The organism is Paraburkholderia tropica, assembly GCF_900109265.1.
GTDB lineage: Bacteria > Pseudomonadota > Gammaproteobacteria > Burkholderiales > Burkholderiaceae > Paraburkholderia > Paraburkholderia tropica.
Genome location: NZ_FNZM01000020.1, coordinates 1 through 20,813, shown reverse-complemented (window position 1 = coordinate 20,813; position 20,813 = coordinate 1). Strand labels below are relative to the sequence as shown.

At 66.0% G+C, this 20,813-nt stretch carries 20 protein-coding genes, 1 tRNA gene, 2 pseudogenes and 1 riboswitch; of the genes and pseudogenes, 7 read left to right on the top strand and 16 right to left on the bottom strand.

Annotation, left to right across the window (positions count from 1 at the left end; translation table 11 throughout):
* Positions 1 to 122: 122 nt before the first annotated feature.
* The 3 genes from dalD to mutL all read right to left on the bottom strand — a co-directional run bounded on the left by dalD (position 123) and on the right by mutL (position 4,992).
* Positions 123 to 1,529 carry a D-arabinitol 4-dehydrogenase gene (gene dalD, locus BMY06_RS29250; protein WP_074986732.1) on the bottom strand — a complete coding sequence of 469 codons (1,407 nt, stop codon included), beginning with the start codon at positions 1,527 to 1,529 and terminating at the stop codon, positions 123 to 125.
* 288 nt (positions 1,530 to 1,817) lie between these two features.
* The gene (gene miaA / locus BMY06_RS29245) at positions 1,818 to 2,786 is read right to left on the bottom strand and encodes a tRNA (adenosine(37)-N6)-dimethylallyltransferase MiaA (protein ID WP_375790444.1); all 969 of its coding nucleotides are present in this window, start codon (positions 2,784 to 2,786) and stop codon (positions 1,818 to 1,820) included.
* A gap of 16 nt (positions 2,787 to 2,802) precedes the next feature.
* Positions 2,803 to 4,992 carry a DNA mismatch repair endonuclease MutL gene (gene mutL, locus BMY06_RS29240; RefSeq protein ID WP_074986730.1) on the bottom strand — a complete coding sequence of 730 codons (2,190 nt, stop codon included), beginning with the start codon at positions 4,990 to 4,992 and terminating at the stop codon, positions 2,803 to 2,805.
* A 235-nt stretch (positions 4,993 to 5,227) separates the two neighbouring features.
* Between mutL and BMY06_RS29235 the strand changes: the two genes are divergently transcribed.
* Positions 5,228 to 5,914 (top strand): DedA family protein, encoded by a 687-nt coding sequence (locus tag BMY06_RS29235; RefSeq protein ID WP_074986729.1) that lies wholly within the window; start codon positions 5,228 to 5,230, stop codon positions 5,912 to 5,914.
* A 95-nt stretch (positions 5,915 to 6,009) separates the two neighbouring features.
* Here the strand turns inward: BMY06_RS29235 and BMY06_RS29230 are convergent, their stop codons facing one another.
* On the bottom strand, positions 6,010 to 6,834 hold the full coding sequence (locus BMY06_RS29230; protein WP_065059261.1) for a mechanosensitive ion channel family protein: 825 nt from the start codon (positions 6,832 to 6,834) through the stop codon (positions 6,010 to 6,012).
* A 375-nt stretch (positions 6,835 to 7,209) separates the two neighbouring features.
* Here BMY06_RS29230 and BMY06_RS29225 point away from each other — a divergent pair.
* A pseudogene (locus BMY06_RS29225) lies at positions 7,210 to 7,824 on the top strand (ParB-like protein); the annotation flags it as partial.
* A gap of 122 nt (positions 7,825 to 7,946) precedes the next feature.
* Here BMY06_RS29225 and BMY06_RS29220 read toward each other — a convergent pair.
* Positions 7,947 to 8,369: a hypothetical protein gene (locus BMY06_RS29220; protein WP_074986728.1), complete on the bottom strand. Its 423-nt coding sequence runs from the start codon at positions 8,367 to 8,369 to the stop codon at positions 7,947 to 7,949.
* A gap of 328 nt (positions 8,370 to 8,697) precedes the next feature.
* Positions 8,698 to 9,615: a LysR family transcriptional regulator gene (locus tag BMY06_RS29215; RefSeq protein WP_065059259.1), complete on the bottom strand. Its 918-nt coding sequence runs from the start codon at positions 9,613 to 9,615 to the stop codon at positions 8,698 to 8,700.
* A gap of 106 nt (positions 9,616 to 9,721) precedes the next feature.
* Here BMY06_RS29215 and BMY06_RS29210 point away from each other — a divergent pair, with 106 nt between their 5' ends.
* The 4 genes from BMY06_RS29210 (at position 9,722) to BMY06_RS29195 (ending at position 12,608) form a co-directional block, all read left to right on the top strand.
* Positions 9,722 to 10,285, top strand: a complete 564-nt coding sequence (locus tag BMY06_RS29210) for a cytochrome b (protein WP_074986792.1) — start codon at positions 9,722 to 9,724, stop codon at positions 10,283 to 10,285.
* 82 nt (positions 10,286 to 10,367) lie between these two features.
* Positions 10,368 to 10,955, top strand: coding sequence for a YceI family protein (locus BMY06_RS29205; protein ID WP_074986791.1), 588 nt, complete (start codon positions 10,368 to 10,370; stop codon positions 10,953 to 10,955).
* A 75-nt stretch (positions 10,956 to 11,030) separates the two neighbouring features.
* Positions 11,031 to 11,621 carry a YceI family protein gene (locus tag BMY06_RS29200; protein ID WP_065059258.1) on the top strand — a complete coding sequence of 197 codons (591 nt, stop codon included), beginning with the start codon at positions 11,031 to 11,033 and terminating at the stop codon, positions 11,619 to 11,621.
* Between the two features lie 228 nt (positions 11,622 to 11,849).
* On the top strand, positions 11,850 to 12,608 hold the full coding sequence (locus tag BMY06_RS29195) for a hypothetical protein (protein ID WP_234774956.1): 759 nt from the start codon (positions 11,850 to 11,852) through the stop codon (positions 12,606 to 12,608).
* 74 nt (positions 12,609 to 12,682) lie between these two features.
* On the opposite strand, the gene BMY06_RS29190 is transcribed toward BMY06_RS29195, so the two are convergent.
* From BMY06_RS29190 to ydfG, 10 genes are all read right to left on the bottom strand, one after another.
* A complete protein-coding gene (locus BMY06_RS29190; RefSeq protein ID WP_231957504.1) occupies positions 12,683 to 13,129 on the bottom strand; it encodes a BspC domain-containing protein in 447 nt (148 codons plus the stop codon).
* 157 nt (positions 13,130 to 13,286) lie between these two features.
* Positions 13,287 to 13,362, bottom strand: a tRNA-Lys gene (locus BMY06_RS29185).
* Positions 13,363 to 13,586: 224 nt separating this feature from the next.
* Positions 13,587 to 14,336 carry a tol-pal system protein YbgF gene (gene ybgF / locus BMY06_RS29180; RefSeq protein WP_065059257.1) on the bottom strand — a complete coding sequence of 250 codons (750 nt, stop codon included), beginning with the start codon at positions 14,334 to 14,336 and terminating at the stop codon, positions 13,587 to 13,589.
* 24 nt (positions 14,337 to 14,360) lie between these two features.
* Complete coding sequence (gene pal, locus BMY06_RS29175) at positions 14,361 to 14,870, bottom strand: peptidoglycan-associated lipoprotein Pal (RefSeq protein WP_065059256.1); 510 nt, start codon at positions 14,868 to 14,870, stop codon at positions 14,361 to 14,363.
* An 18-nt stretch (positions 14,871 to 14,888) separates the two neighbouring features.
* Positions 14,889 to 16,181, bottom strand: a complete 1,293-nt coding sequence (tolB, locus tag BMY06_RS29170) for a Tol-Pal system beta propeller repeat protein TolB (RefSeq protein ID WP_065059255.1) — start codon at positions 16,179 to 16,181, stop codon at positions 14,889 to 14,891.
* A 123-nt stretch (positions 16,182 to 16,304) separates the two neighbouring features.
* The gene (gene tolA, locus BMY06_RS29165) at positions 16,305 to 17,315 is read right to left on the bottom strand and encodes a cell envelope integrity protein TolA (RefSeq protein WP_065059254.1); all 1,011 of its coding nucleotides are present in this window, start codon (positions 17,313 to 17,315) and stop codon (positions 16,305 to 16,307) included.
* Positions 17,312 to 17,758, bottom strand: a complete 447-nt coding sequence (gene tolR, locus BMY06_RS29160) for a protein TolR (RefSeq protein WP_065059253.1) — start codon at positions 17,756 to 17,758, stop codon at positions 17,312 to 17,314. Before tolR ends, tolA begins: the two co-directional genes overlap by 4 nt.
* A gap of 24 nt (positions 17,759 to 17,782) precedes the next feature.
* Positions 17,783 to 18,460 carry a protein TolQ gene (gene tolQ / locus BMY06_RS29155; protein ID WP_027817805.1) on the bottom strand — a complete coding sequence of 226 codons (678 nt, stop codon included), beginning with the start codon at positions 18,458 to 18,460 and terminating at the stop codon, positions 17,783 to 17,785.
* Between the two features lie 154 nt (positions 18,461 to 18,614).
* On the bottom strand, positions 18,615 to 19,118 hold the full coding sequence (gene ybgC / locus BMY06_RS29150; protein ID WP_065059252.1) for a tol-pal system-associated acyl-CoA thioesterase: 504 nt from the start codon (positions 19,116 to 19,118) through the stop codon (positions 18,615 to 18,617).
* 67 nt (positions 19,119 to 19,185) lie between these two features.
* Complete coding sequence (gene ydfG / locus BMY06_RS29145) at positions 19,186 to 19,932, bottom strand: bifunctional NADP-dependent 3-hydroxy acid dehydrogenase/3-hydroxypropionate dehydrogenase YdfG (protein ID WP_074986727.1); 747 nt, start codon at positions 19,930 to 19,932, stop codon at positions 19,186 to 19,188.
* 251 nt (positions 19,933 to 20,183) lie between these two features.
* Positions 20,184 to 20,387, top strand: a riboswitch (ZMP/ZTP riboswitch).
* A gap of 160 nt (positions 20,388 to 20,547) precedes the next feature.
* Here ydfG and glyA point away from each other — a divergent pair.
* A pseudogene (gene glyA / locus BMY06_RS29140) lies at positions 20,548 to 20,813 on the top strand (serine hydroxymethyltransferase); the annotation flags it as partial.

Genomic DNA, 20,813 nt, shown 5'->3' with positions numbered 1-20,813 from the left:
CGGCGGCGCCATGCGCGGCGACCCGGGGACGCGCGGGTGGAACAACGGCGCGGCGGCGGCCGCGCGCGAAAGCGGAGTGTCGGGAGCAGCGACGAGCGGCGACAAGCGCGACAAGCGCGCGATCAAGCCGCGGACCCGCGCCGGGCGAGCCACGCATCGACGCGCGCGAGCGCTTCGCGCAGCGCGCCTTCGAGCGGCGCGCCGCCCGCGAGGCTGCCCCAGAGCAGCTTGTCGGCGGCGAACGCGGCAAGCGGATCGGCGGCTTCGAACAGCTTCGCCACGGCCACGCCGTCCATCACGCCGTCCTGATACTGATACGGCAGCACGCCCTTGTTCCAGCGTTGCAGGAAGCGCAGGAACAGCGCGGGCAGCACGGCGGTGGCGGCAGGCGTCGCGCCCGCGGCGATGCGTTGCGCGATCGTCGGCGCGATGAAGCCGGGGATCTTCGAGAAGCCGTCGGCGGCCACGCGCTGGTTGGTGTCCTGGATATACGGATTGCTGAAGCGTTCGAGCACCACGTCGCGATACTTTTCGAGGTCGAGCGGGCTCGGCGTGAGGCAGGGAATCACGTCCTCGCTCACGTAGGCGTGCGCGAACGTGCGGATATCGGCGTCGTTCGTGCCTTCGTGGATATACGACAGACCGACCAGCGTGCCCGCCCACGCGATGCAGCTATGCGTCGCGTTGAGAATGCGGATCTTCGCTTCCTCGTAAGGCATCACCGATTCCACCATCTCCGCGCCCGCGCGCTCCCACGCGGGGCGGCCCGCGCAGAAGTGATCCTCGATCACCCACTGGATGAAGGCCTCGCCCATCACCGGGCAGGCGTCGTCGACGCCGGTGGCGGCCTTCACGCGCTCGCGCACGTCGGGCGTCGGACGCGGCGTGATGCGGTCGACCATCGAATCGGGACAGGCGGTGTTCGCGTCGAACCATTCGCGCAGGGCGGTCTCGCCGCGCAGCGCGAGAAATTCGCGCATGCCCGCGTGAAAGCGCTTGCCGTTGCTGCGCAGGTTGTCGCAGGTTTGCAGCGTGACCGGGCCGCCGCCGCGCGTCCTGCGCGCGTCGAGGATCGCGGCCAGCGCGCCGTAGATCGTGGTGCGCGCACCGTTCAGATCGGCGGCGAGATCGGGATTGGCGGTGTCGAGACGGTCGTGCTCGTCGAGGTAATAACCGCCTTCGGTCACGGTGAACGCGATGATCTTGCAGGCCGGGTCCGCGCCCGCGTCGATCAGGCTCGCGAGGTCCGCCGACCACGGCAGCACGCGCGTGATCGAGCGGATCTGCTCGTAGGCGCGCTCGCCCTGCGGCGTGACGGTTTCCAGCGTGTAGACGCCGTGCTGCGCCGCGAGCGCGTCCATGACGGGGTTCATATCGGCGCGGATGTTGCCGACGCTCAGCGTCCACTGCGGCTCGTCCGGCTGGCGCGCGAGATTGACGCGGTGCAGATACCACGCCTGGTGCGCGCGGTGAAACGATCCGGCGCCGATGTGCAGGATCACGTTCGCGTCGCTGCGTTCGCTGGCCATAAGGTGTCTCCGTGTTCGCCTGTCTAGGGCGATGTGCGCGCATTGAGCGTGCGCGTCTGGCTGGTTTGGGTGTTCGAATCGACGGGCGGGAAAGACGGAGCATTTGCCCGATTGATGAACGAATGATCGTATTCGGGCGAGGGAAAGTCAAGACGACACGCGCGGGTTTTGGTGGCGCGCTGCGGCGCGCAAGGGCGGGGCGTGCGTGAGAGCGGGCGTGTGCACGCACGCGCGGCAGGCGCCGCGCGCGATGCTGTGATGCACAACGGAAAAGTGGGGGGAAGCGGTCTAAGCGTGAATCCGCTCGATCGCCGACACGGCCTGCGCGGTGGCGTCCGCCGCACAGCAATCGACGACGATGCGCTCGGGCATCGCGCGCAGCCACGTGAGCTGGCGCTTGCAGAGCTGGCGCGTGGCGAACACGCCCTTGTCGCGCATCGTGTCGTAGTCGATGTCGCCGTCGAGATACTCCCACGCCTGCCGATAGCCGACGCAGCGCATCGACGGCAGATTCGCGTCGAGGTCGCCGCGTGCGCGCAGCGCCTTCACCTCGTCGATCAGACCCGCCGCGAGCATTGCGTCGAAGCGCTGCTCGATGCGCCGATGCAGCACCGCGCGGTCCGACGGTTCGAGCGCGACGGGCACGAAGCGGTAGCGCGCGGCCTCGTCGTCGCGGCTCGACGGCGCGGCCAGCAGCGCCGACATCGGCTGCCCGGACAGCATCCAGATTTCGAGCGCGCGCTGGATGCGCTGCGAGTCGTTCGGCGCGAGGCGCGCGGCCGTGGCCGGATCGATTTGCGCGAGGCGCGCGTGCAGCGCGGGCCAGCCGTCGCGGGCGGCCTCGGCGTCGAGTTGCGCGCGCACGGCGGGATCGGCGCCCGGCAGATCGTTCAGACCTTGTGTGAGCGCCTTGTAGTAGAGCATCGTGCCGCCCACGAGCAGCGGCACGTTGCCCCGCGCGACGATCTCGCCCGTTACGCGCAGCGCGTCGGCGCGAAAGTTGGCGGCGGAATAGGCATCGGCCGGATCGACGATATCGATCAGATGATGCGGCGCCGCCGCGCGTTCTTCCGCGCTCGGTTTCGCGGTGCCGATATCCATCTCGCGATAGACGAGCGCCGAATCGACGCTGACGATCTCGACCGTGCGGCCCTGCGCGGCCATTTGCGCCGCATAGCGGAGTGCGGCGGCGGTCTTGCCGGAAGCGGTCGGCCCGAGCAGGCAGGCGACCGGCGTAGGGAGTGCGTGTTGCGTCATGCTCATCGAAGCTCGCTTACTGGCCGCGCATGAACAGGCGGTCGAGGTCCGCGAGCGTGAGCTGATACCACGTCGGGCGGCCGTGATTGCACTGGTCGGCGCGTTCGGTGGTTTCCATCTGGCGCAGCAGCGCGTTCATCTCGTCGAGCGTGAGACGCCGGTTGGCGCGCACCGCGTGATGGCAGGCGAGCGTGCCGAGCATTTCGTGCTGACGCTCGGTGAGCACGCGCGAGCCGCCGTAGGCGTGCAGGTCGGTGAGCACGGCGCGCGCGAGCGCCTGGAGATCGGCGTCCTTGAGCAGCGCGGGCACGGCGCGGATCGCGATCGAGGTGGGCGAGAGCACCGCGAGATCGAAGCCCAGCGCTTCGAGCGTGGCCTTTTCTTCTTCGACGGTGCCGGTTTCCACGGGATCGGCCTGCATCGAAATCGGGATCAGGAGCGGCTGCACGGCGAGCGAGCGCTCGGCCAGCGCCGTCTTGAACTGCTCGTAGAGAATGCGTTCGTGCGCCGCGTGCATGTCGACGATCACGAGGCCGCGCGCGTTCTGCGCGAGCACGTAGATGCCGTGGACCTGGCCGAGCGCGAAGCCGAGCGGATGGTCGTCGCGGGCATCGAAGGCCGGTTGCGCGGCGCTGTCGAAGCGGGCGCCGTCGGCTGCACCATCGGCTTGCGTGACGGTCGAGCCTTGCCCGGCGCCGACGTCCTTGCGGCCGAACAGCGCGTCGTACAGCGCGAGCGGCTGCGCGACGGGCAGCGAGCCTTGTTGCATGCGCGACTGGCGCAGCCAGGTGTTGCCGCTGCTCGAACCGCTGCCTGAGCTAGCGCCCGAGCCGCCGCCGAAGCCCGACGAGCGGCCGCTGCCAGCGCTACCCGCGCCGCCGAAAGCGCTCGACGAACCGCCGAAGCTGCTCGCGACGCTCGCGGTGCCGAAGCGGCCCGCGCCGTCGCCGAGCGATCCCGTCGATCCTGACGACACCCCCGCCGACCCCGACGCACCCGAACTGAGTCCCACCGATCCACCGAGCACGCCCGCGCCCGGAATCGCGCGCGGTTCGATCATCGCGGCGTGGCCGCCCGCCGTGGTTTCCGGCGACGCGCCCGCGTGCCGCGCGAGCGCGCGCTGCACGGCATGGAACACGAACTGGTGAATCGAGCGCGAATCGCGGAAACGCACCTCGATCTTCGACGGATGCACGTTCACGTCGACGGCCTCGGGCGGCAGGTCGAGGAACAGCACATACGACGGATAACGGTCGCCGTGCAGCACGTCCTCGTAGGCCGCGCGCACCGCGTGCGTGAGCAGCTTGTCGCGCACGAAGCGGCCGTTCACGAAGAAGTACTGTTGATCGGCGCGATTGCGGCTCGCCGTCGGCAGACCCGCGCAGCCGTAGACGGCGAGCGGACCCGCGCGCTCGTCGAGCGGCAGATGCGCGGTGGCGAAGGTCTCGCCGAGAATCTTCGAGACGCGCGTGCCCGGATCGCTTGCATTCCAGTGCTCGACGGCGCGGCCGTTGTGCAGCACCGAGATCGCCACGTCCGGACGCGCGAGCGCGCTGCGGCGGATCATTTCCAGGCAATGACCGAGTTCGGTCTGCTCGCTCTTGAGGAATTTACGGCGCGCGGGCGTATTGAAGTACAGCTCGCGCACTTCGATGGTCGTGCCCTGGCCGCCCGCGGCGGGCGAGATCGCACCCGTATGCGCGTCGATCTTGACGGCGTGCGCGTCCTGCGCGGTGCGGCTCGTGATCGACATTTCGGCGACCGAGGCGATCGAGGCCAGCGCTTCGCCGCGAAACCCGAGCGTCGCGACGCTTTCGAGTTCCGCGAGCGAGCGGATCTTGCTGGTGGCGTGGCGCATCAGCGCGAGCGGCAATTCGCCTTCGGGAATGCCGCAGCCGTCGTCGGCGATCGAGATGCGTTTGACGCCGCCTTCGTCGAGCAGAATGCGCAGCGTGCTCGCGCCCGCGTCCAGCGCGTTTTCGAGCAGTTCCTTCACGACCGAGGCGGGGCGCTCGACCACTTCGCCGGCGGCGATCTGGCTGATCAGCTGATCGGGCAGCGCCTGGATCGCGCGCGCGGGCCGCGGGCCGCGCGAGGCGGATTCGGGCGCCGCGGTGGCTGCGTTGGCCGCGTTGGCCTCCTGGGCGTCGGCGGAGGCGGGAGCGTCGGGCGCGGCGGCGCCGGTGGGATCGGAATTCGAAGACATGCGCGCAATTATAGCGAGTCGCGACGCGCCGGCCTGGCGTGCGACTCGCGCCCCTTAAGTATCCGTTAAGCGCCAATATGCGATCTATTGGACGCATTTTTGCCGCCGTTCACGGGAATTTTTCGTGACGGCGGGGCACTTTCTGTATCATGGCGCGGTCAATTTTCCTTCTCGCGCAACACCGGGCGAGGGCGCTTCCTGCAAGCGCTCCGTCCTCGACCAATAAGGGACACTTTTGGATACGCTGCTGCAGTTCGTCAATCTTGTCTTGCACATCGACAAGTTTCTCGGAGTCTTCATCCACCAGTACGGTGCCTGGGTCTATGCGGTTCTGTTCCTGATCGTATTCTGCGAAACCGGGCTCGTCGTGCTGCCGTTCCTGCCGGGCGATTCGCTGCTGTTTATCGGCGGCGCGTTCGCGGCCACGCACGAGATGAATCTCGGCCTGCTGCTCGTGCTCCTGATCGTTGCGGCGGTCACGGGCAACACGCTCAACTACATGATCGGCCGGGCGATCGGACCGGCGGTGTTCAATACGCGCATACGCGGGCTGGAACGCTTCCTCGACCGCGCAGCACTGCAAAAGACCCATAACTTCTACGAGCGTCACGGCGGCAAGACCATCGTGCTCGCGCGCTTCATTCCGGTCGTGCGCACGTTCGCGCCGTTCGTCGCGGGCGTCTCGCAGATGAGCATGCAGCGCTTCCAGCTCTTCAACGTCGCGGGCGCGCTGTTCTGGGTGCTGCTGCTCGTGCTGCTCGGCTATTTCTTCGGCAACATTCCGTTCATCCGCCAGTACCTCAACATCATCGTGCTGGTCGGCATCGGCGCGGCGATCGTGCCGGTCGTGCTCGGCGGCCTCTGGAAGATGATGCGCAAGAACAGCAGCGGCAATGCCGTGCGCGGGCCGAATGGCCACTGACGGCAATTGAAGGTCACAGAACGTCGTTGAGCGGCGTTTCACGCAAAAACGGCATCGCCCGCGAGGACGATGCCGTTTTTCTTTGCGCGGACGCCTTACGCGCCCTGCGTGCCGATGCGCCGGATGATCGACGGCGTTTCCGGCGTCGGATAGCCCGCGTCGCGGAAGGTCTCGACGATCGCGCGGTTGGTGTCGAAATACACTTGCCAGTAGGTGTCGTTGTTGGTGTACGGACGCACCGCGAGCAACGGACCTTCGGGCGTGAACGAGAGAATCTCGACGTCGGGCGCGGGTTCCTGCGCGACGTTCGGGATTTTCGCGAGGGCCGCGCGCAGCCGGTTGGCGGCATCGACGGGATCGACGCCGTTGGCGATCTTCGCGGTCAGCTCGACGCGGCGCACGGGCGTCGCGCTGTAGTTCGAGATGGTGTCCGAGAAGATCTTGTTGTTGCCGACGATGTTGATGACGTTGTCCGGCGAGATGATGGTCGTGCCGAAGATGCCCAGCTCCTTGACGGTGCCGGTCACGCCGCCCGCCGTCACGAAGTCGCCGACCTTGAACGGACGCAGCACCTGCATGAACACGCCCGCCGCGAAGTGCGCGAGCAGACCGCCCCACGCGGTGCCGATGGCGAGGCCGAGACCGGCAAGCAGCGCCGCGAACGAGGTGGTCTGCACGCCGAACACCTGCAGGATCGCGAGCACCAGCAGCAGGTTGAGCACGCCGGCGAGAATCGAGCTGAGGTAGTGCGCGAGCGTGGGGTCGACGCGTTCGTTGCGGCTGAGCAGTTTGCGCAGGAAGCCGGCGATCAGGTTGATGACCCAGCGCCCGACGATCCACAGCACGATCGCCGCCAGCACCTTGGTCCCGAAGTCGATGCCTCGGGTCATGATGAATACGCGGATGGTTTCGAGATCCAAGATGCCCTCGCTTGAGTCGATGATTGAGCCGGAAAGACGCGCGAACTGCAGAGCACTGCGAGTTGATGCGACTGCCTGAAACAAACCTGCGACGACATTGAGGCAAGTCTGCGAAACGGTCGGTGACGCCGACGCTTGAACGAAAGGGCGATAAACCGGCCGGGCGCCGCGCCTTCGCGTCATATCCGTGCATTTATAGGCGAAGTGGCGATCGCGTGCATCCTGCGTGCCCGGCTCGGTCGGGGTTGACCCGACGCAGGCCGCGCGGCTCGTCGCCTCGATTCATGCGCACTGCATATCGGTTCGGTTGTATCGTTGCGCGACGCCCGTTCGCCGCACCCCGTCACCTCAGCACGCCCGATCAGGAGCCCAGCCATGAACCTGCAGAACACGGATCTGCATCTCATCGACGTCAAGCTCGACGAACTGCGTCCGACGCAGCTTACCGTCGGCTTTCGTGAGGTCAACGCCAAGCGCGAGCACTGGGCGTCGCTCGACAAGAAAGGCCGCGCGGCGGCGATCGATTCGCACTGGTTTCCGGCCGTGCTCGGGCCGAAGGGGCGTCACTACGTGGTCGATCATCACCATCTCGGGCTCGCGTGGCTGCACGAGGGCGTGCCGAGCGTGAAGGTCACGGTGCTCAAGGATCTGTCGTGGCTCGACGCCACGATCTTCTGGCGGATGATGGAGCACAACCAGTGGGTGCATCCGTTCGACGCGTCCGGCGAGCGCTGCGATTACGGGAATCTGCCGAAGCAGCTGCTCGGTCTCGCCGACGATCCGTACCGCAGCCTCGCGGGCGAGCTGCGCATGGCAGGCGGCTACGCCAAGGACACCACGCCGTTCAGCGAATTCCTCTGGGCTGACTATCTGCGCAGCAAGGTGTCGGCGGCGCGCGTGCGCAAGGACTTCGACGATGCGCTCAGCGAGGCGCTCGCCCACGCGCACGATCCGGACGCGCGTTATCTGCCGGGCTGGTCCGGCGTGGTGCCGCCGGCGGCGCAGAGCGCGAAATCCGCGAAAAACGCACAGGCGGTGCGAGTGGCGGAACGCGCGGATATGGCGGCGGGCAAGGGCAAGAAGGCGTCGAAGTAGGGCGTCGGGAGCGCGGCCTACATCGGCAAGGTGGATTTGCTGTAGGGCGACGTTTCGATCACGAGGCCGTCGCGCGCGGCGTTGCGCTCGTTGCTGCGCTTATTGCTGCGTTCATTGCTGCGCTCAGCGTTGCGATCAGCCGCGCGCCGGCTAGCCAGACCGCCGGCAACAAGCGCGAACAGCGCGCTCAACACGTAAGCGGCCGCGCGCGGGAAGAAGGCTTCGACCGGATGACGCTCGCGCCACGGGCCGCCCGCATCGGCGAACACGAGGAAGGTGAGTGCGGCGTCGAAGGCGCACGCGAGCACCATCATGCCGACAAACACGCGCGCGCCGCGCACGCTCAGGTCCGGGCGCATCGCGCGGATAAACCAGCAGACCAGTTGCACGGCGGCAAGCAGGGCGAGATTCGAAACCAGGCAGTAGACGAAGTTATCCATGTGACGTATCGAGCAAGGTCGAACGACGCGCGTGGTGGAACACGGCACCGCGCGGACCGTCGCGGCGCGAGGTCGCGCGCCGCCGGCTTCTGGAGCGGCGCGATCATGGCACGAGGGTCTTTCTCGAAAAATGCGCGGATGAGTGAATTGCCGCGCCCGGTGCGTCGTCCGACGCGCAGTAATGGCCGCGGCGCGCCGCGTGGCGCGGCTCAGGCGGGTTTGTGAAGCTTTGTCAGGTGGGCGGGCGGGTTGTATCGGCGCAACTGGGCGGGCGGCGAAGTCTGCGCGCGACTTCAGCCGACGCTGTCAGCGTATGCCGCCGACGATGTCAGGGCGCATCGGGTAGCGGCGCCTGCGGCGGCGTGCCGTTCGTCAGATATTCGCAGAGCCACAGGGTCGCGGGACCGGCGCCCGTGTCGGTGCGGTGGATCAGCGTGACGTTGTAATTCACCGAGCTGCGGTCCGCGAGCGCGATGCGCACGAGGCGGCCCGCTTCGAGATCGGCTTCCACCAGATGGAGCGGCATCGAACCCCAGCCGAGGCCCGCGAGCAGCAGGCGGTGCTTCGCGCCGAGGTCGCCGAGCTTCCACGCGCGGTTGCTGTACACGCCGAAGGTCTGCCCGACCGTCAGGCGGCTGCGGTCGGTGAGCACGAGTTGCGTGTGCTCGCGCGCGTCGGAAATGCGCACGGGCTGCGCGGCCTGCGCGAGCGGATGACAGGGCGCGGCCACCATCACGAGTTCGACGGTGCCGATCGCGCGCGCCTCGATCACGTGCGGCCAGTTCTGGTTCGGCCCGCTGATGCCGAACGCGCAGTCGCCGTCGAGCACGAGCTTGAGCACGCCGCCGAGCGCCTCCATCGTCAAATTCAGCGCGACGGTGGGGAATTCGCGCGCGAAGGCCTGCAGCGCCTGCACCAGCCGTCCCGACGGAAACATCACGTCCACGGCCACCGAAACTTCGCCTTCCAGTCCGCGCTGCAACCCGGCCGCCTTGGCGTTAAGCTGGCCCATCAGCAGGTCGAGGCGGCGCGCGTCGGCGAGAATCGCGCGGCCCGCCGCCGTGAGTTCGGGCTTGCGCTTGCCGCGCTCGAACAGCGCCACGCCCAGCAGCGCCTCCAGATTCGCGATCGTGTAGCTCACCACCGACTGCGCGCGGTCGAGCTGGCGGGCCGCCGCCGAGAAGCTGCCGGTTTCCGCCACCGCGATCAGCGCGCGCAGTTGTTCGAGGCTCGGAGAGCGGTCCATGGGCGATCTATCGAAAAATTGGATGGTAACGATCCATTTTAGACGATTGTTTGAATAGCTCGCATCGGGGTAAAGTGCGCGTTCCCCGTCAAGGATAACCATGCCGATGAATCGAACCGTCAAGTCCGCCGGCCGCTACAGCGGCGTCGCCATGCTGCTGCACTGGCTGGTCGCCGTGCTGATCGTCTGGGGCTTCGCGCTCGGCTGGATCATGACCGACATTCCCGGCATCACGCCCACCAAGCTGCGCTATTTTTCGTGGCACAAGTGGATCGGCGTGACCGTGCTTGTGCTCGTGCTGGTGCGCCTGATCTGGCGCGCGACGCACGCCGCGCCCGCGCTGCCCGCCTCGACGCCCGCGTGGGAGAAGGGGCTCGCGCATCTCGGCCACTTCCTGCTTTACGTGCTGATGGTGGCGATCCCCGTGACCGGCTATCTGTACAGCTCGGCGGCCGGCATTCAGGTCGTGTATCTCGGCATCTGGCCGCTGCCCACGCTGATCGATCCGGACACCGCGCTCAAGGGCACGCTGCGCCTCGTGCACGTGTCGCTGAACTACACGCTGCTGGCCGTGGTGGCGCTGCACGTGCTCGCGGTCGTGAAGCATCAGTTGCTCGACCGGCAGAACATCCTCGCGCGCATGCTGCCGTTCGGCACGCCGCGCGATTGAACACCCCGTGCGCCGCGCCTCGCGCGCCGCGTTCCTTTTCGACGTCTTTTTCACCGCTTCCAGCGTAAATAGCGAACCGATCATGATCCACCGTCTCGTCCAGAAAGCCTCCGTCGTCGCGCTCGGCGCGGCGCTCGCCGCCGGCGCGGCCTTCACCGCTTCGTTCGCCCTGAACGCGGATGCGGCGCCCGAAGCCGGCAAGAGCACCGTCTCGGCCGTGTTCAAGCAGATGAACGTGCCGGTCGAAGGCAAGTTCAACCACTTCAGCGCCGACGTGCATTTCGATCCGGCCAACGCCGCCGCATCGAGCGCGAAGCTCGACGTCGAGGTCGCGAGCTTCGACCTCGGCTCGCCCGACTACAACAAGGAAGTGGCCGGCGACGAGTGGTTCGACGCAGGCAAATTCCCGCACGCGACCTTCGTCTCCACGCAGATCAAGGCCGGCGCGAACGGCGCGTATTCGGTCGCGGGCAAGCTCACGATCAAGGGCAAGACGACCGACGTCGTCGTGCCGGTGCAGTACCACAAGGACGGCGCTAACCAGGTGTTCGACGGCGCGCTGCCCATCAAGCGCCTCGCGTACAACATCGGCACGGGCGAGTGGAAAGACACCTCGATCGTCGCCGACGACGTGCAGATCAAGTTTCACATCGTGGCCGCCGCGCATTGACGCGCACCGGCTGACCGTTTTCATCGCAAATCGCATTCGCTTCGTCTTAACCCCAGCATCAGGACACACGCTCACATGAAGAACACGATCTTCGCTGCGGCTGCCGCCGCTGCACTCGCCGCCGCCATCGCCACGCCCGCCGTCGCTGCGCCGACCACCTACAACCTCGACCCGACGCACACGTACCCGAGCTTCGAGACCGACCACTTCGGCGGCGTCTCGGTGTGGCGCGGCAAGTTCACGAAGAGCTCGGGCACGGTCGTGCTCGACCCGGCTGCGAAGACCGGCACGGTCGACGTGACCATCGACGCATCGTCGATCGACACGGGCAACAAGGCGCTCGACAAGCACGTCAGCTCGGCGGAAATGCTCGACGCAGCCAAGTACCCGACGGCCGTCTACAAGGGCACGTCGATCAAGTACGACGGCGACAAGCCCGTCGAAGTGATCGGCACGTTCACGCTGCACGGCGTGACCAAGCCGCTGAACCTGAAGATCGATTCGTTCAAGTGCTTCCAGAACCCGATGCTCAAGCGTGAAGTGTGCGGCGCCGACGCGACCGCCACGTTCGATCGTTCGGACTACGGCGTGAACTACGGCCAGGCGTATGGCTTCAAGATGGCCACGACGCTGCAGATCCAGGTCGAAGGCATCAAGGCCGACTAAGTTGTTGCCGACTTGAGCCGATGAGCGCGCGTCTCGCGACGCTCATCCAGAGCCGCTGAGGCTCGACGAAAAAGCCCGTGCGCGTGATGCGCGCGGGCTTTTTTCATGGGCGCGGCACGGTCCGTTCGTGCGATGGCGCGACTATGGGATGATCTCGCTTCGTCCGGCGCGGGGCGTGCTCGCCGCGCATCGCCGGGAAATCTCAGGCTCGAAACAGGGAGAAGGGCGATGTCGCGACTCGCATGGACGCGTGCGTGGGTTCGGCGCGCACAGGGCGCGGCGTGCGTTGCTGCATGCGTCGCGGGACTGTGTGCGGTGTTCGGCGCGTCGGCGGTGCAGGCCGCGCCTGTCGTCGAAGCAGGCGACTACATCTTCGTCGAGGGCGGCAGCGGCCACGGCTCGCTGAGCGTGAAGAACGGCCGCTTCAGCATCGAGACGCTGGGCGGGAATTGCCACGAATGCCAGGTCGACGGCAAGATCGTGGGCCGCACCGGCGTCGCGACCGATGGCGAGACCACCTGCCGGATCAGCATGACGGGCGCGAACGGCCAACTGAAACTCGATACCGGCGATTCGGACGCGTGCCGCTCGTTCTGCGGCATGCGCGCGGACTTCCAGGGCGAATACCGCAAGCCGCCCGAGGCGTGCCGCGATGCGGCGCGCGCAACGCGTCTGAAGTCGGCGCGTGCGCTGTATGCGAAGAAGGATTACGCGGGCGCGAGCGCGGCGCTGGGTTCGCTGGTCGGCGAGTGCCAGACGTTCATGAACTGGATCGAGCGGGACAGCGCGCGCAGCGATCTCGCGCTCGCGCAGTATCACCTTGGGCAGAGCGCGCAGTGCGTCGCGACGCTCGCGCAAACCGTCGCGATCCAGAATGGCACGGACGAACTGCCGCCCTGCGACGCCGATAACTATCGCAGCGTCGGCAAGGCGATTCTGTTTAACGAGGCGATGTGCAGGCGCGCCGCGGCGGGCGACAAGCGCTGAGAGCGGCGGTGCGCGATGCGTGCGAATCTTGCGAATCGTTTGATTCGCGTGGATCGCGCAACTGATGAGGCGCGTTAGTGGATCGGCGAATCGCCGCCGTGCGTGCCGTGCGGCGCGAGCGCGACATCGACCACGTGCGTATGCCAGATGCCGCACGTCGCCTTGACGGGCACCCATGCGTACTTGCCGCGCAGTTTCGCGAAGCCGCGCAGGTGAATCAGCGTGTCGATGGGCGAGGCCTGCGGTACCGGGCTCGACGCGCCGTCAGGCAGCGCACCCGCGGGCACCGGGCTTTCGACTTTCGCGGTGAGCGCGCGGCGGTCGGGGACCATCAGCGAATCGTAGCGCGGTGCGCCATGCACCCACTGATCGAGCGCGGCGACGCAGTTCACCACGGCGTCGGGCACCTTCATTCGGCGCAGATATTCGTAGTCTTCGGGCGGGGCTTGAACTTGGGCCTGGACGCGCAGACTGATCCAGAGCAGCGCGAGCATGACGCAGGCGAGAGTCGAGAACTTCATGTTGACGTGGCCTGTGCGGCGGGGGAACGGCGGGGTAGGGAAGTATACACGCTGAGTTGCGCGAGGCTTGCCGGGGAACGCAGGCCGCCGCCATCAGAAAGCGGCGCGCCAAAGCAAAAAGCCCAGTCGCGAGGACTGGGCTTTTTGTTTCAAGCTTTGGTAGGCCGTACGGGATTCGAACCTGTGACCAACGGATTAAAAGTCCGCTGCTCTACCAGCTGAGCTAACGACCCGAAAGAAGCGGGATTATAGCAGACATCCTATACGTGTCAACCCTGAGCCGAGCGTTCATTCGGCGCTCGGGAGCGCATAAGCAAGACATCCCAAAAGAAAAAGCCCGGAATACAGCGTATTCCGGGCTTTTCGGGGAGTGCGAGAGGCGCGTTTGGCGAACCGGTGGTCGTCGACATCGCAACGACGGCCGCATTCGCTTCACGCTACATCGATCCAGCGGCGCTTACTTGAGCTGTGACAGCTTGCTCTGTGCCGTCTGGGCAACTTCCGAACTGCCGTATTGCGAAACGATCTGTTCGAGTGTGCGCTTGGCCGCAGCCTTTTGCCCCTGCTCCATCTGATTGTTCGCGATCGCCAGCAGCGACTCGGCTGCGCGCGGATGTTGCGGATAGTTCTTGACCACGCCCTGCCACGTCGCCGTCGACCCCTTGTAGTCCTTCAACGCATACAGCGCGTTGCCGAGCCAGTACTGCGCCGTAGGCTGATACGGGCTCTGCGGATACTTGGAGATGAAGCTGCGGAACGACGAAGCGGCCTGCTTGAAGTCACCGTTGCGGAACTGCTGGGAAGCGGAGTTGAACGCATCCATTTCGCCCGGCTGAACGGTACCCTGCACGCCGTCCACGGTCTCTTGCTGCGGCTCGAACTTCTTGAGACGCGTATCGAGATCCGTGTAGTAGTCCTTCTGTTGCTTCGTCAGGGTCGTGAGCTCGTTCGCCAGATCCTCGGTCTGTCCGCGCAACGTGGCGACCTGCTGGTTGAGCTGGTCGATGTGGTTGGACTGATCGAGAATCGTGCGCTGTGCGGCGGACAACTGGCTCGACAGATTGTCGGTCTTGGCGCGCAGGTCGAGAATCGCCTGGCGCGCCTGATCGTCATCGAAGAGACCCGCGTGGGCCGGGATCGCCGCAAAGGCGACGCCGGCCACGCAGGCGGCTGCGGCTACCCGCAGCGGGGAGAAACGGTGCGACATACGCCCCTTCATCCAATGCTCAGATTACTGTTGGTACACGAGGTCGGCACGACGGTTTTGCGCCCACGAGGCTTCGTCGTGACCTTGTGCGACCGGCTTTTCCTTGCCCAGGCTCACAGCTTCCATTTGCGAATCGGGCACGCCCATCAGCGACAGCGCCTTGCGGACAGCTTCAGCACGCTTCTGGCCCAGTGCCAGGTTGTACTCGCTCGTGCCGCGCTCGTCGGTGTTGCCCTGGATCAGGACGTGACGTTCCGGGTGCGTCTTGAGGTACTGGGCGTGAGCCTGGATCACGCTCTGGTAGTCGTCCTTGACTGCGTAGCTGTCGAAGTCGAAGTACACGCTGCGCTTGGCGAGCGGGCTGTTCGGATCGTTCAGCGGGTCGACGTTCACTTGCGCGACGGCGTTCGGGTTCGGCTGCGTGCTCATCGAGCCGGCGTTCGCGTTTTCGTCGGTCTTCGGAGCCGACTTACACGCGGCCAGTGCACCGATCATCAAGACGGCCAGCGCCAGGCGGAATTTGTTCGACATCATTTTTGCTCTCCTGAAGTGTTATTGCATAAAAGGACCCCAGGACGGCTCGCGTACGCTGCCGCCCTGAACGGACAGGATTTGCCGCGTACGACCGTCGGTCGATACAGCAGCCAGCACGCCACGGCCGTTCACCTGAGTGGCGTAAAGAATGTACTGACCGTTCGCCGCGAAGCTGGGCGATTCGTCATGTGTCGTGTCGGTGAGCGCGGTTGCGACGCCGGACTGCAGATCTTGAATGTACAGCTTAAATCCGCCGCCCGTGCGTGAGATGTACGCCAGCTGTTTGCCGTCGGGGCTGACCCGCGGGCTCGTGTTATAGCTGCCGGTGAACGTCACGCGTTGTGCTGCGCCTGCGCTCTCACCCTGTGCGGACATCCTGTAGATTTGCGGCTGGCCGCCGCGGTCGCTCGTGAAGTAAATCGAGCGTCCGTCAGGAGAGAAGGTGGGTTCGGTGTCGATGGTCGTGCCTTGCGTCAGGCGGCGCAAACCGGAGCCGTCGGCATTGACGGCGAAGATCTGCGTGTTGCCCGTGCGCGACAGCGCGACGGCGAGCGTGCGGCCGTCCGGCGACCAGGCCGGTGCCGAGTTGTTGCCCTTTTGGTCCGAGATGATGACGCGCCGCCCAGTAGGCAGGTCATGCACGTAGACGATGGGCTTTTTCTTTTCGAAAGAAACGTAAGCGACCTTGGTGCCGTCGGGCGACCAGGCCGGCGAGATGATCGGCTCGGGGCTGGAGAGCGCGATGTGCGCGTCCTGTCCGTCGGAGTCCGAAATCTGCAACTGATAGCGGCCGCCCGTGCGGATCACGTACGACAGACGCGTGGCGAACACGCCGCGGTCGCCCATCAGCTTCTGATAGATGTAGTCCGCGACCTTGTGCGCGCTCATGCGCAGGCCCGCGGGCGGGCTTTGCAGCACGAGGCCGCCGAGGCTTTCGCCCTTGACGGTGTCGTAGAGCTTGAAGCGCACTTCGTACTGGCCGTTCGGCAGCTTGTTGACGCTGCCCGCGACGAACGCGTTGGCGCCCTTGGCCTTCCAGCCGCCGAGGTCGACCGAGTCGGTTTCCGAGACCGGCGCGCTGCCGGCGTCGACGTTCGTGAATTTGCCGCTGCGCGCGAGGTCGGCGCGCACGATCGCGGCGACCTGCTGCGGCGAATTGGCTTCGCCCGCGAAGGTCGCCGTGGCGATCGGAAACTGGGTGGAGCCCACGCCGGTGACGAGGACGTTGAGTTGGGCGTTCGCGGCGCCGCCCACTGCGATCAGGCAGGAAGCGACGAGGGTACGCAGGCCAATTTTCGTCATCAGACTCATGCTGTGATGTTTCCTGAAAAAGCGATATTTGTCACACCGCGCGACAGCAGACAGACCCGAAAAGCATCGAATCGTTCCTGCCTGCCGCCGCGCGCCAGCGTTTTTGCACTCTGACTTGCGCCGTCAACCCGCCGGGCGCAAGGTAATCTTGAAGCTCGACGGCGTCTTGCCGTCGGTGTCCTGCGGCATCGGGTCCGAGCGCTGGACCGCGCGCAACGCGGCGTCGTCCCAGGACGCATTGCCGCTGCTGCGCGTGACCGTTGCCGAGAGCAGCGTGCCGCTCGGCGAGCAGCGCACCGCGATTTCCGTCTCGAGACCCGACGTGTCGCCGGCCCAGACGATATTCGGACGCACGCGGCGGCGCACCTTGTCGGCATAACCCGGCGTGGCTGCATTGCCGCCCGAACCGCTGCCGGTGCCGCTCTTCGCGAGACCGTTGCCGCTCGTGCCTTCGCCGCCGCCCATCGAGCCTTGCATCTGCGCGATGCGCGCGCGCCGCTCGGCGTCGAGCTTCTTGGCCTGGGCGTCGGCTTGCGCCTTGGCCTTGGCGGCCTTCTCGGCGTCGGCCTTCTTCTGGGCGTCGAGCTTCGCCTGTTTCTGCTGTTGCTCTTCTTCCTGCTGCTTCTTCAGCGCGTCCTGCTGCTGTTGCTGCTGCTTGAGCTTCTCGGCGGCCTGCTGCTGCTGTTCCTGCTGCTGCTGCTGTTGCTTGAGCTTCGCGGCCTTTTGCTGCGCGGCGAGCTGCGCCGCCTGCTGGGCGGCCAGTTGCTGCTGGCGCTTCGCATCGGCTTCCTGCTGCTGCTTGATGCGCTGCTGCTCGGCCAGTTGCGCCTCGCGCGCCGCTTCCTGCTGCTTGCGCTTTTGCTGCTGCAGCGCGATGTCGGCGTCTTCCGTCTGCGGCGGCGGCGGGGCAGGGGCCACCGGCGCGGGCGGCGGCAGCGGCTTCGGCGTCGACAGGTCCGGCACCTCGGTCCAGAGCTCCGCCTCTTCACCCGCCGGCGTGCTGTTCTGCCAGTGGATGCCGTGGTAGAGGAAGAAACCGAGCAGCACGTGCATGACCACGGCGAGCGCTATAGCACGTCCCGTGCCACGCTCGCGCGGAGGCTGCAATGGATAAGTGTCTTTCTTGCCGGTCATTGCGATTTGACGAGCAGTCCGACACGCTTGACGCCATGCGCCTTCAGATCGGACATGACGTTCATCACCGTCTCGTACTTCACGGACTTGTCGGCGGCGATCACGACGGGCTGGTCGGGATGACTCTGCTCGCGGTCGGCGACGAAGCCGTTGAGGTCGGCGCGCGACATGGTTTCCTGCTGCGTGGCGCCCGAGTCGTCCTTATATTTGACGCTCAGATTGCCGTCGGGCCGGATATTGACCACGACGGGTGGAACCTGCTGCTGCTGCGACGCGCCGCCGACGGTCGGCAGATTGACAATGGACGGCGCCACCAGCGGCGCGGTCACCATGAAGATCACGAGCAGCACCAGCATCACGTCGATGTACGGCACGACGTTGATGTCGGCCATCGCGCGGCGCGAGCGGCTGCCTCGCATGCTCGAACGGACTGAGCCTCCCATCTTCGACTCCTTGCTTCGTGAAGATTAGTGGGCCTGACGCTGCAGGATGTTCGAAAACTCTTCGATGAAGGTTTCGAAGCGGATCGCCAGACGGTCGATGTCGTGCGCGTAGCTGTTGTACGCAACGACGGCCGGAATCGCGGCGAACAGACCGATGGCGGTGGCCGTCAGCGCTTCGGCGATGCCGGGCGCGACGTTCGCGAGCGTGGCCTGCTGCACGTTCGCGAGACCGCGGAACGCATTCATGATCCCCCACACGGTGCCGAACAGACCGATGTACGGGCTGACCGAGCCGACCGAGGCGAGGAACGAGAGATTCGCCTCGAGCGCGTCCATTTCGCGCTGGAAGGCCGCGCGCATGGCGCGGCGGGCGCCGTCGAGCACGAGGCTCGGATCGTTCAGACGCTTCTCTTTGGCCTTCAGGAATTCGCGCATGCCCGACTCGAAGATACGCTCGAGCGCGCCGATCGTGTGGCGGTTGTTCGCTGCGCTCTGGTAGAGCGCCTGCAGGTCGCCGCCCGACCAGAAGTCGCGTTCGAAGCGCTCGGTCTGCCGGCGTGCGCGGCGGATGGCGAACCACTTGCGGAAGATGAAGGTCCAGGAGATCAGAGACAGCAACAGGAGAAGTCCCATCACCGCCTGTGCCAGTATGCTCGCATTAAGAACGAGTGAAATGATCGACAGATCTTGTGTAGTGTTCATAGAGGTTCGTTGTAACGTCCCGGAAGGGGCGAGCGGCTGCAAGTCAACGCGAAGCTTCCCGAAGGCAAACGGCAAGGCAGCGCGCCGTCGCGGCCGAACCCAGCTTGGTCCTGCAAAGACCCGCGCGAGTTCACTGGCGTCGTATCAACGGCAATTAAGCGGATGCCGTTGACACGGTTGGTAAGACTTTCTTCATGCCACGCTCCAAAGCCTCGTGAACGTGGTCGGGAATGGCGGTCGCGCGCATGGTGCCGTCGACGCTCGCCACGCAGCCAACGCGGATCTTGCCCGTGGCCAGCAAGGTGTCGCCGCGCCACGCTTCCTGCATGAAATCGACTGACGCGCGGCCGAGCTTGTCGAGGCGGCTCACGATCGTCACGACGTCGTCGAGACGGGCGGGCACCCGGTAGTCGAGCGCGGTGCTGCGCACGACGAAGAGGGCGCCGGTTTCCTCGGCAAGCCTGCGTTGATCAACGCCGCAGGCTCGCAGCCATTCGGTGCGCGCGCGTTCGAAGAACTTCAGGTAGTTCGCGTAGAACACGATGCCGCCGGCGTCGGTGTCTTCGTAGTAGACGCGTATCGGCCATCTAAAACCGGACGCGGCCTCCGAACTTGGGGCCGTACCCGGCTTGCTGGTGGAGATTTCCATGCCGCGCATTCTACCGGAACGTGCGGCGCGAACGCCGTTCGGACGACTGACATACGCAGGAAAATTGAAAGCAAATTTATCCGCGGTGGATACTCAGTCCGGCGAACGATTGCGCGACCGGCATGAGCTCGATCGTATTGATATTGATATGCGCGGGGCGTGTGGCGATCCAGTAGATGGAGTCGGCGATATCTTCAGCCGTGAGCGGCTGTACGTCCTTGTAAACATTGGCGGCTTTGGCGTCGTCGCCACGGTAGCGCACGTTCGAGAACTCGGTGCCGCCGCACAGGCCGGGCTCGATGTCGGTCACGCGCAGCGCGGTGCCGGCGAGGTCGGCGCGCAGGTTCAGGCTGAACTGGCGCACGAAAGCCTTGGTCGCGCCGTAGACGTTGCCGCCCGGGTACGGCCAGCGGCCCGCCACCGAGCCCAGATTGAAGACATGGCCGCGGTTGCGCGCCACCATGCCGGGCAGGAAGGCATGCGTGACCTGCACCAGACCGGTGCAATTGGTCTCGATCATGGTCTCCCATTCGTCGAGGTCGGCCTTTTGCGCCGGCTCCACGCCGAGCGCGAGGCCCGCGTTGTTGACGAGCACGTCAACGTCGGCGAATTCGGGCGGCAGCGCGGCGGGCGCGGCTTCGACGGCGGCGCGGTCGCGCACGTCGAGTTCGAAGGGCAGAAGCGCGTCGCCGAGTTCGGCGGCCAGCGCGTCGAGGCGGTCCTTTCGGCGTGCCGTGGCGACGACGCGATGGCCGCCCTTGACGAAGGCCCGCGCGATGGCGGCGCCGAATCCCGCAGATGCGCCGGTGACGAAAACGATCATGGTTGCTCCCTGGTCGGTGGTAGGCGAAGAAAGGGGAAAGCCTACTTCCATTGCGGCGCTGCGGCAAGGAAGGGTCAGAACGCGCGCCAGCCCCGTGTCGGCATGTCGGCGCCATGCCGCGACCGGCTTTGCGCCTGTCTGCGCGGCCGCCTGCGCGCGATAACCGCGATACGCCTCACCACCGTCGCCGACGCCCGCGCGCGGGTCGCCTCGGTTGCCTATTCCGGGCCGTTCCAATACACTTACGCGCTCAATCCCTGCGTGACTGGCGATAGGGTTCCTGAATGACGGCGCGTGCATGTTTTGCTGCACGCGATGCCGAAAAAGGCGCTGTAAAGGCCGCTGTAACAAGCGCGCGTCATGCTGCGTCTGGCGCGGCTCGATCAGGAACTCAAGGTGGAACGACCCACCGTGAAGCGCAGGGTGCCGTTTTGCCGTTCGCCTGGGCAGCCGAGATCCGCGCGCTTCAATGAGCGCTGCACGGGCTGTCCTGCCTCGCGTGTGCGGCACCTTCTTCCGCCACGTCAAGGCTGGCCACTTCGCCAGCAGCGCCGCGTACCCGCTACGCGTTCCGCGCGAGACCCGGTCAACCTGAACACACTTAACGGAACCCGTATGTTTGACAGAGCCGAAAGCACCATCGCCAACGTCGATCCCGAACTCTTCGCCGCGATCGAACTCGAGAACCGCCGCCAGGAAGAGCACATCGAGCTCATCGCGTCGGAAAACTACACCTCGCCCGCCGTCATGGCCGCGCAGGGTTCGCAGCTCACCAACAAATACGCCGAAGGCTATCCCGGTAAGCGTTATTACGGCGGCTGCGAAAACGTCGATATCGTCGAGCAGCTCGCGATCGACCGCGTCAAGGCGCTGTTCGGCGC

What these genes read in the sequence shown, in the direction of transcription:
- miaA (WP_375790444.1), bottom strand. Translation starts at nt 2,786, where the DNA reads ATGACGCAACACGCACTCCCTACGCCGGTCGCCTGCCTGCTCGGGCCG.
- ydfG (WP_074986727.1), bottom strand. Translation starts at nt 19,932, where the DNA reads ATGATCGTTTTCGTCACCGGCGCATCTGCGGGATTCGGCGCCGCCATC.
- BMY06_RS29195 (WP_234774956.1), top strand. Translation starts at nt 11,850, where the DNA reads ATGTCGCGACTCGCATGGACGCGTGCGTGGGTTCGGCGCGCACAGGGC.
- BMY06_RS29200 (WP_065059258.1), top strand. Translation starts at nt 11,031, where the DNA reads ATGAAGAACACGATCTTCGCTGCGGCTGCCGCCGCTGCACTCGCCGCC.
- BMY06_RS29210 (WP_074986792.1), top strand. Translation starts at nt 9,722, where the DNA reads ATGAATCGAACCGTCAAGTCCGCCGGCCGCTACAGCGGCGTCGCCATG.
- ybgF (WP_065059257.1), bottom strand. Translation starts at nt 14,336, where the DNA reads ATGTCGCACCGTTTCTCCCCGCTGCGGGTAGCCGCAGCCGCCTGCGTG.
- mutL (WP_074986730.1), bottom strand. Translation starts at nt 4,992, where the DNA reads ATGTCTTCGAATTCCGATCCCACCGGCGCCGCCGCGCCCGACGCTCCC.
- BMY06_RS29215 (WP_065059259.1), bottom strand. Translation starts at nt 9,615, where the DNA reads ATGGACCGCTCTCCGAGCCTCGAACAACTGCGCGCGCTGATCGCGGTG.
- BMY06_RS29190 (WP_231957504.1), bottom strand. Translation starts at nt 13,129, where the DNA reads ATGAAGTTCTCGACTCTCGCCTGCGTCATGCTCGCGCTGCTCTGGATC.
- tolA (WP_065059254.1), bottom strand. Translation starts at nt 17,315, where the DNA reads ATGACCGGCAAGAAAGACACTTATCCATTGCAGCCTCCGCGCGAGCGT.
- tolR (WP_065059253.1), bottom strand. Translation starts at nt 17,758, where the DNA reads ATGGGAGGCTCAGTCCGTTCGAGCATGCGAGGCAGCCGCTCGCGCCGC.
- dalD (WP_074986732.1), bottom strand. Translation starts at nt 1,529, where the DNA reads ATGGCCAGCGAACGCAGCGACGCGAACGTGATCCTGCACATCGGCGCC.
- tolQ (WP_027817805.1), bottom strand. Translation starts at nt 18,460, where the DNA reads ATGAACACTACACAAGATCTGTCGATCATTTCACTCGTTCTTAATGCG.
- tolB (WP_065059255.1), bottom strand. Translation starts at nt 16,181, where the DNA reads ATGAGTCTGATGACGAAAATTGGCCTGCGTACCCTCGTCGCTTCCTGC.
- BMY06_RS29220 (WP_074986728.1), bottom strand. Translation starts at nt 8,369, where the DNA reads ATGGATAACTTCGTCTACTGCCTGGTTTCGAATCTCGCCCTGCTTGCC.
- BMY06_RS29205 (WP_074986791.1), top strand. Translation starts at nt 10,368, where the DNA reads ATGATCCACCGTCTCGTCCAGAAAGCCTCCGTCGTCGCGCTCGGCGCG.
- ybgC (WP_065059252.1), bottom strand. Translation starts at nt 19,118, where the DNA reads ATGCGCGGCATGGAAATCTCCACCAGCAAGCCGGGTACGGCCCCAAGT.
- pal (WP_065059256.1), bottom strand. Translation starts at nt 14,870, where the DNA reads ATGATGTCGAACAAATTCCGCCTGGCGCTGGCCGTCTTGATGATCGGT.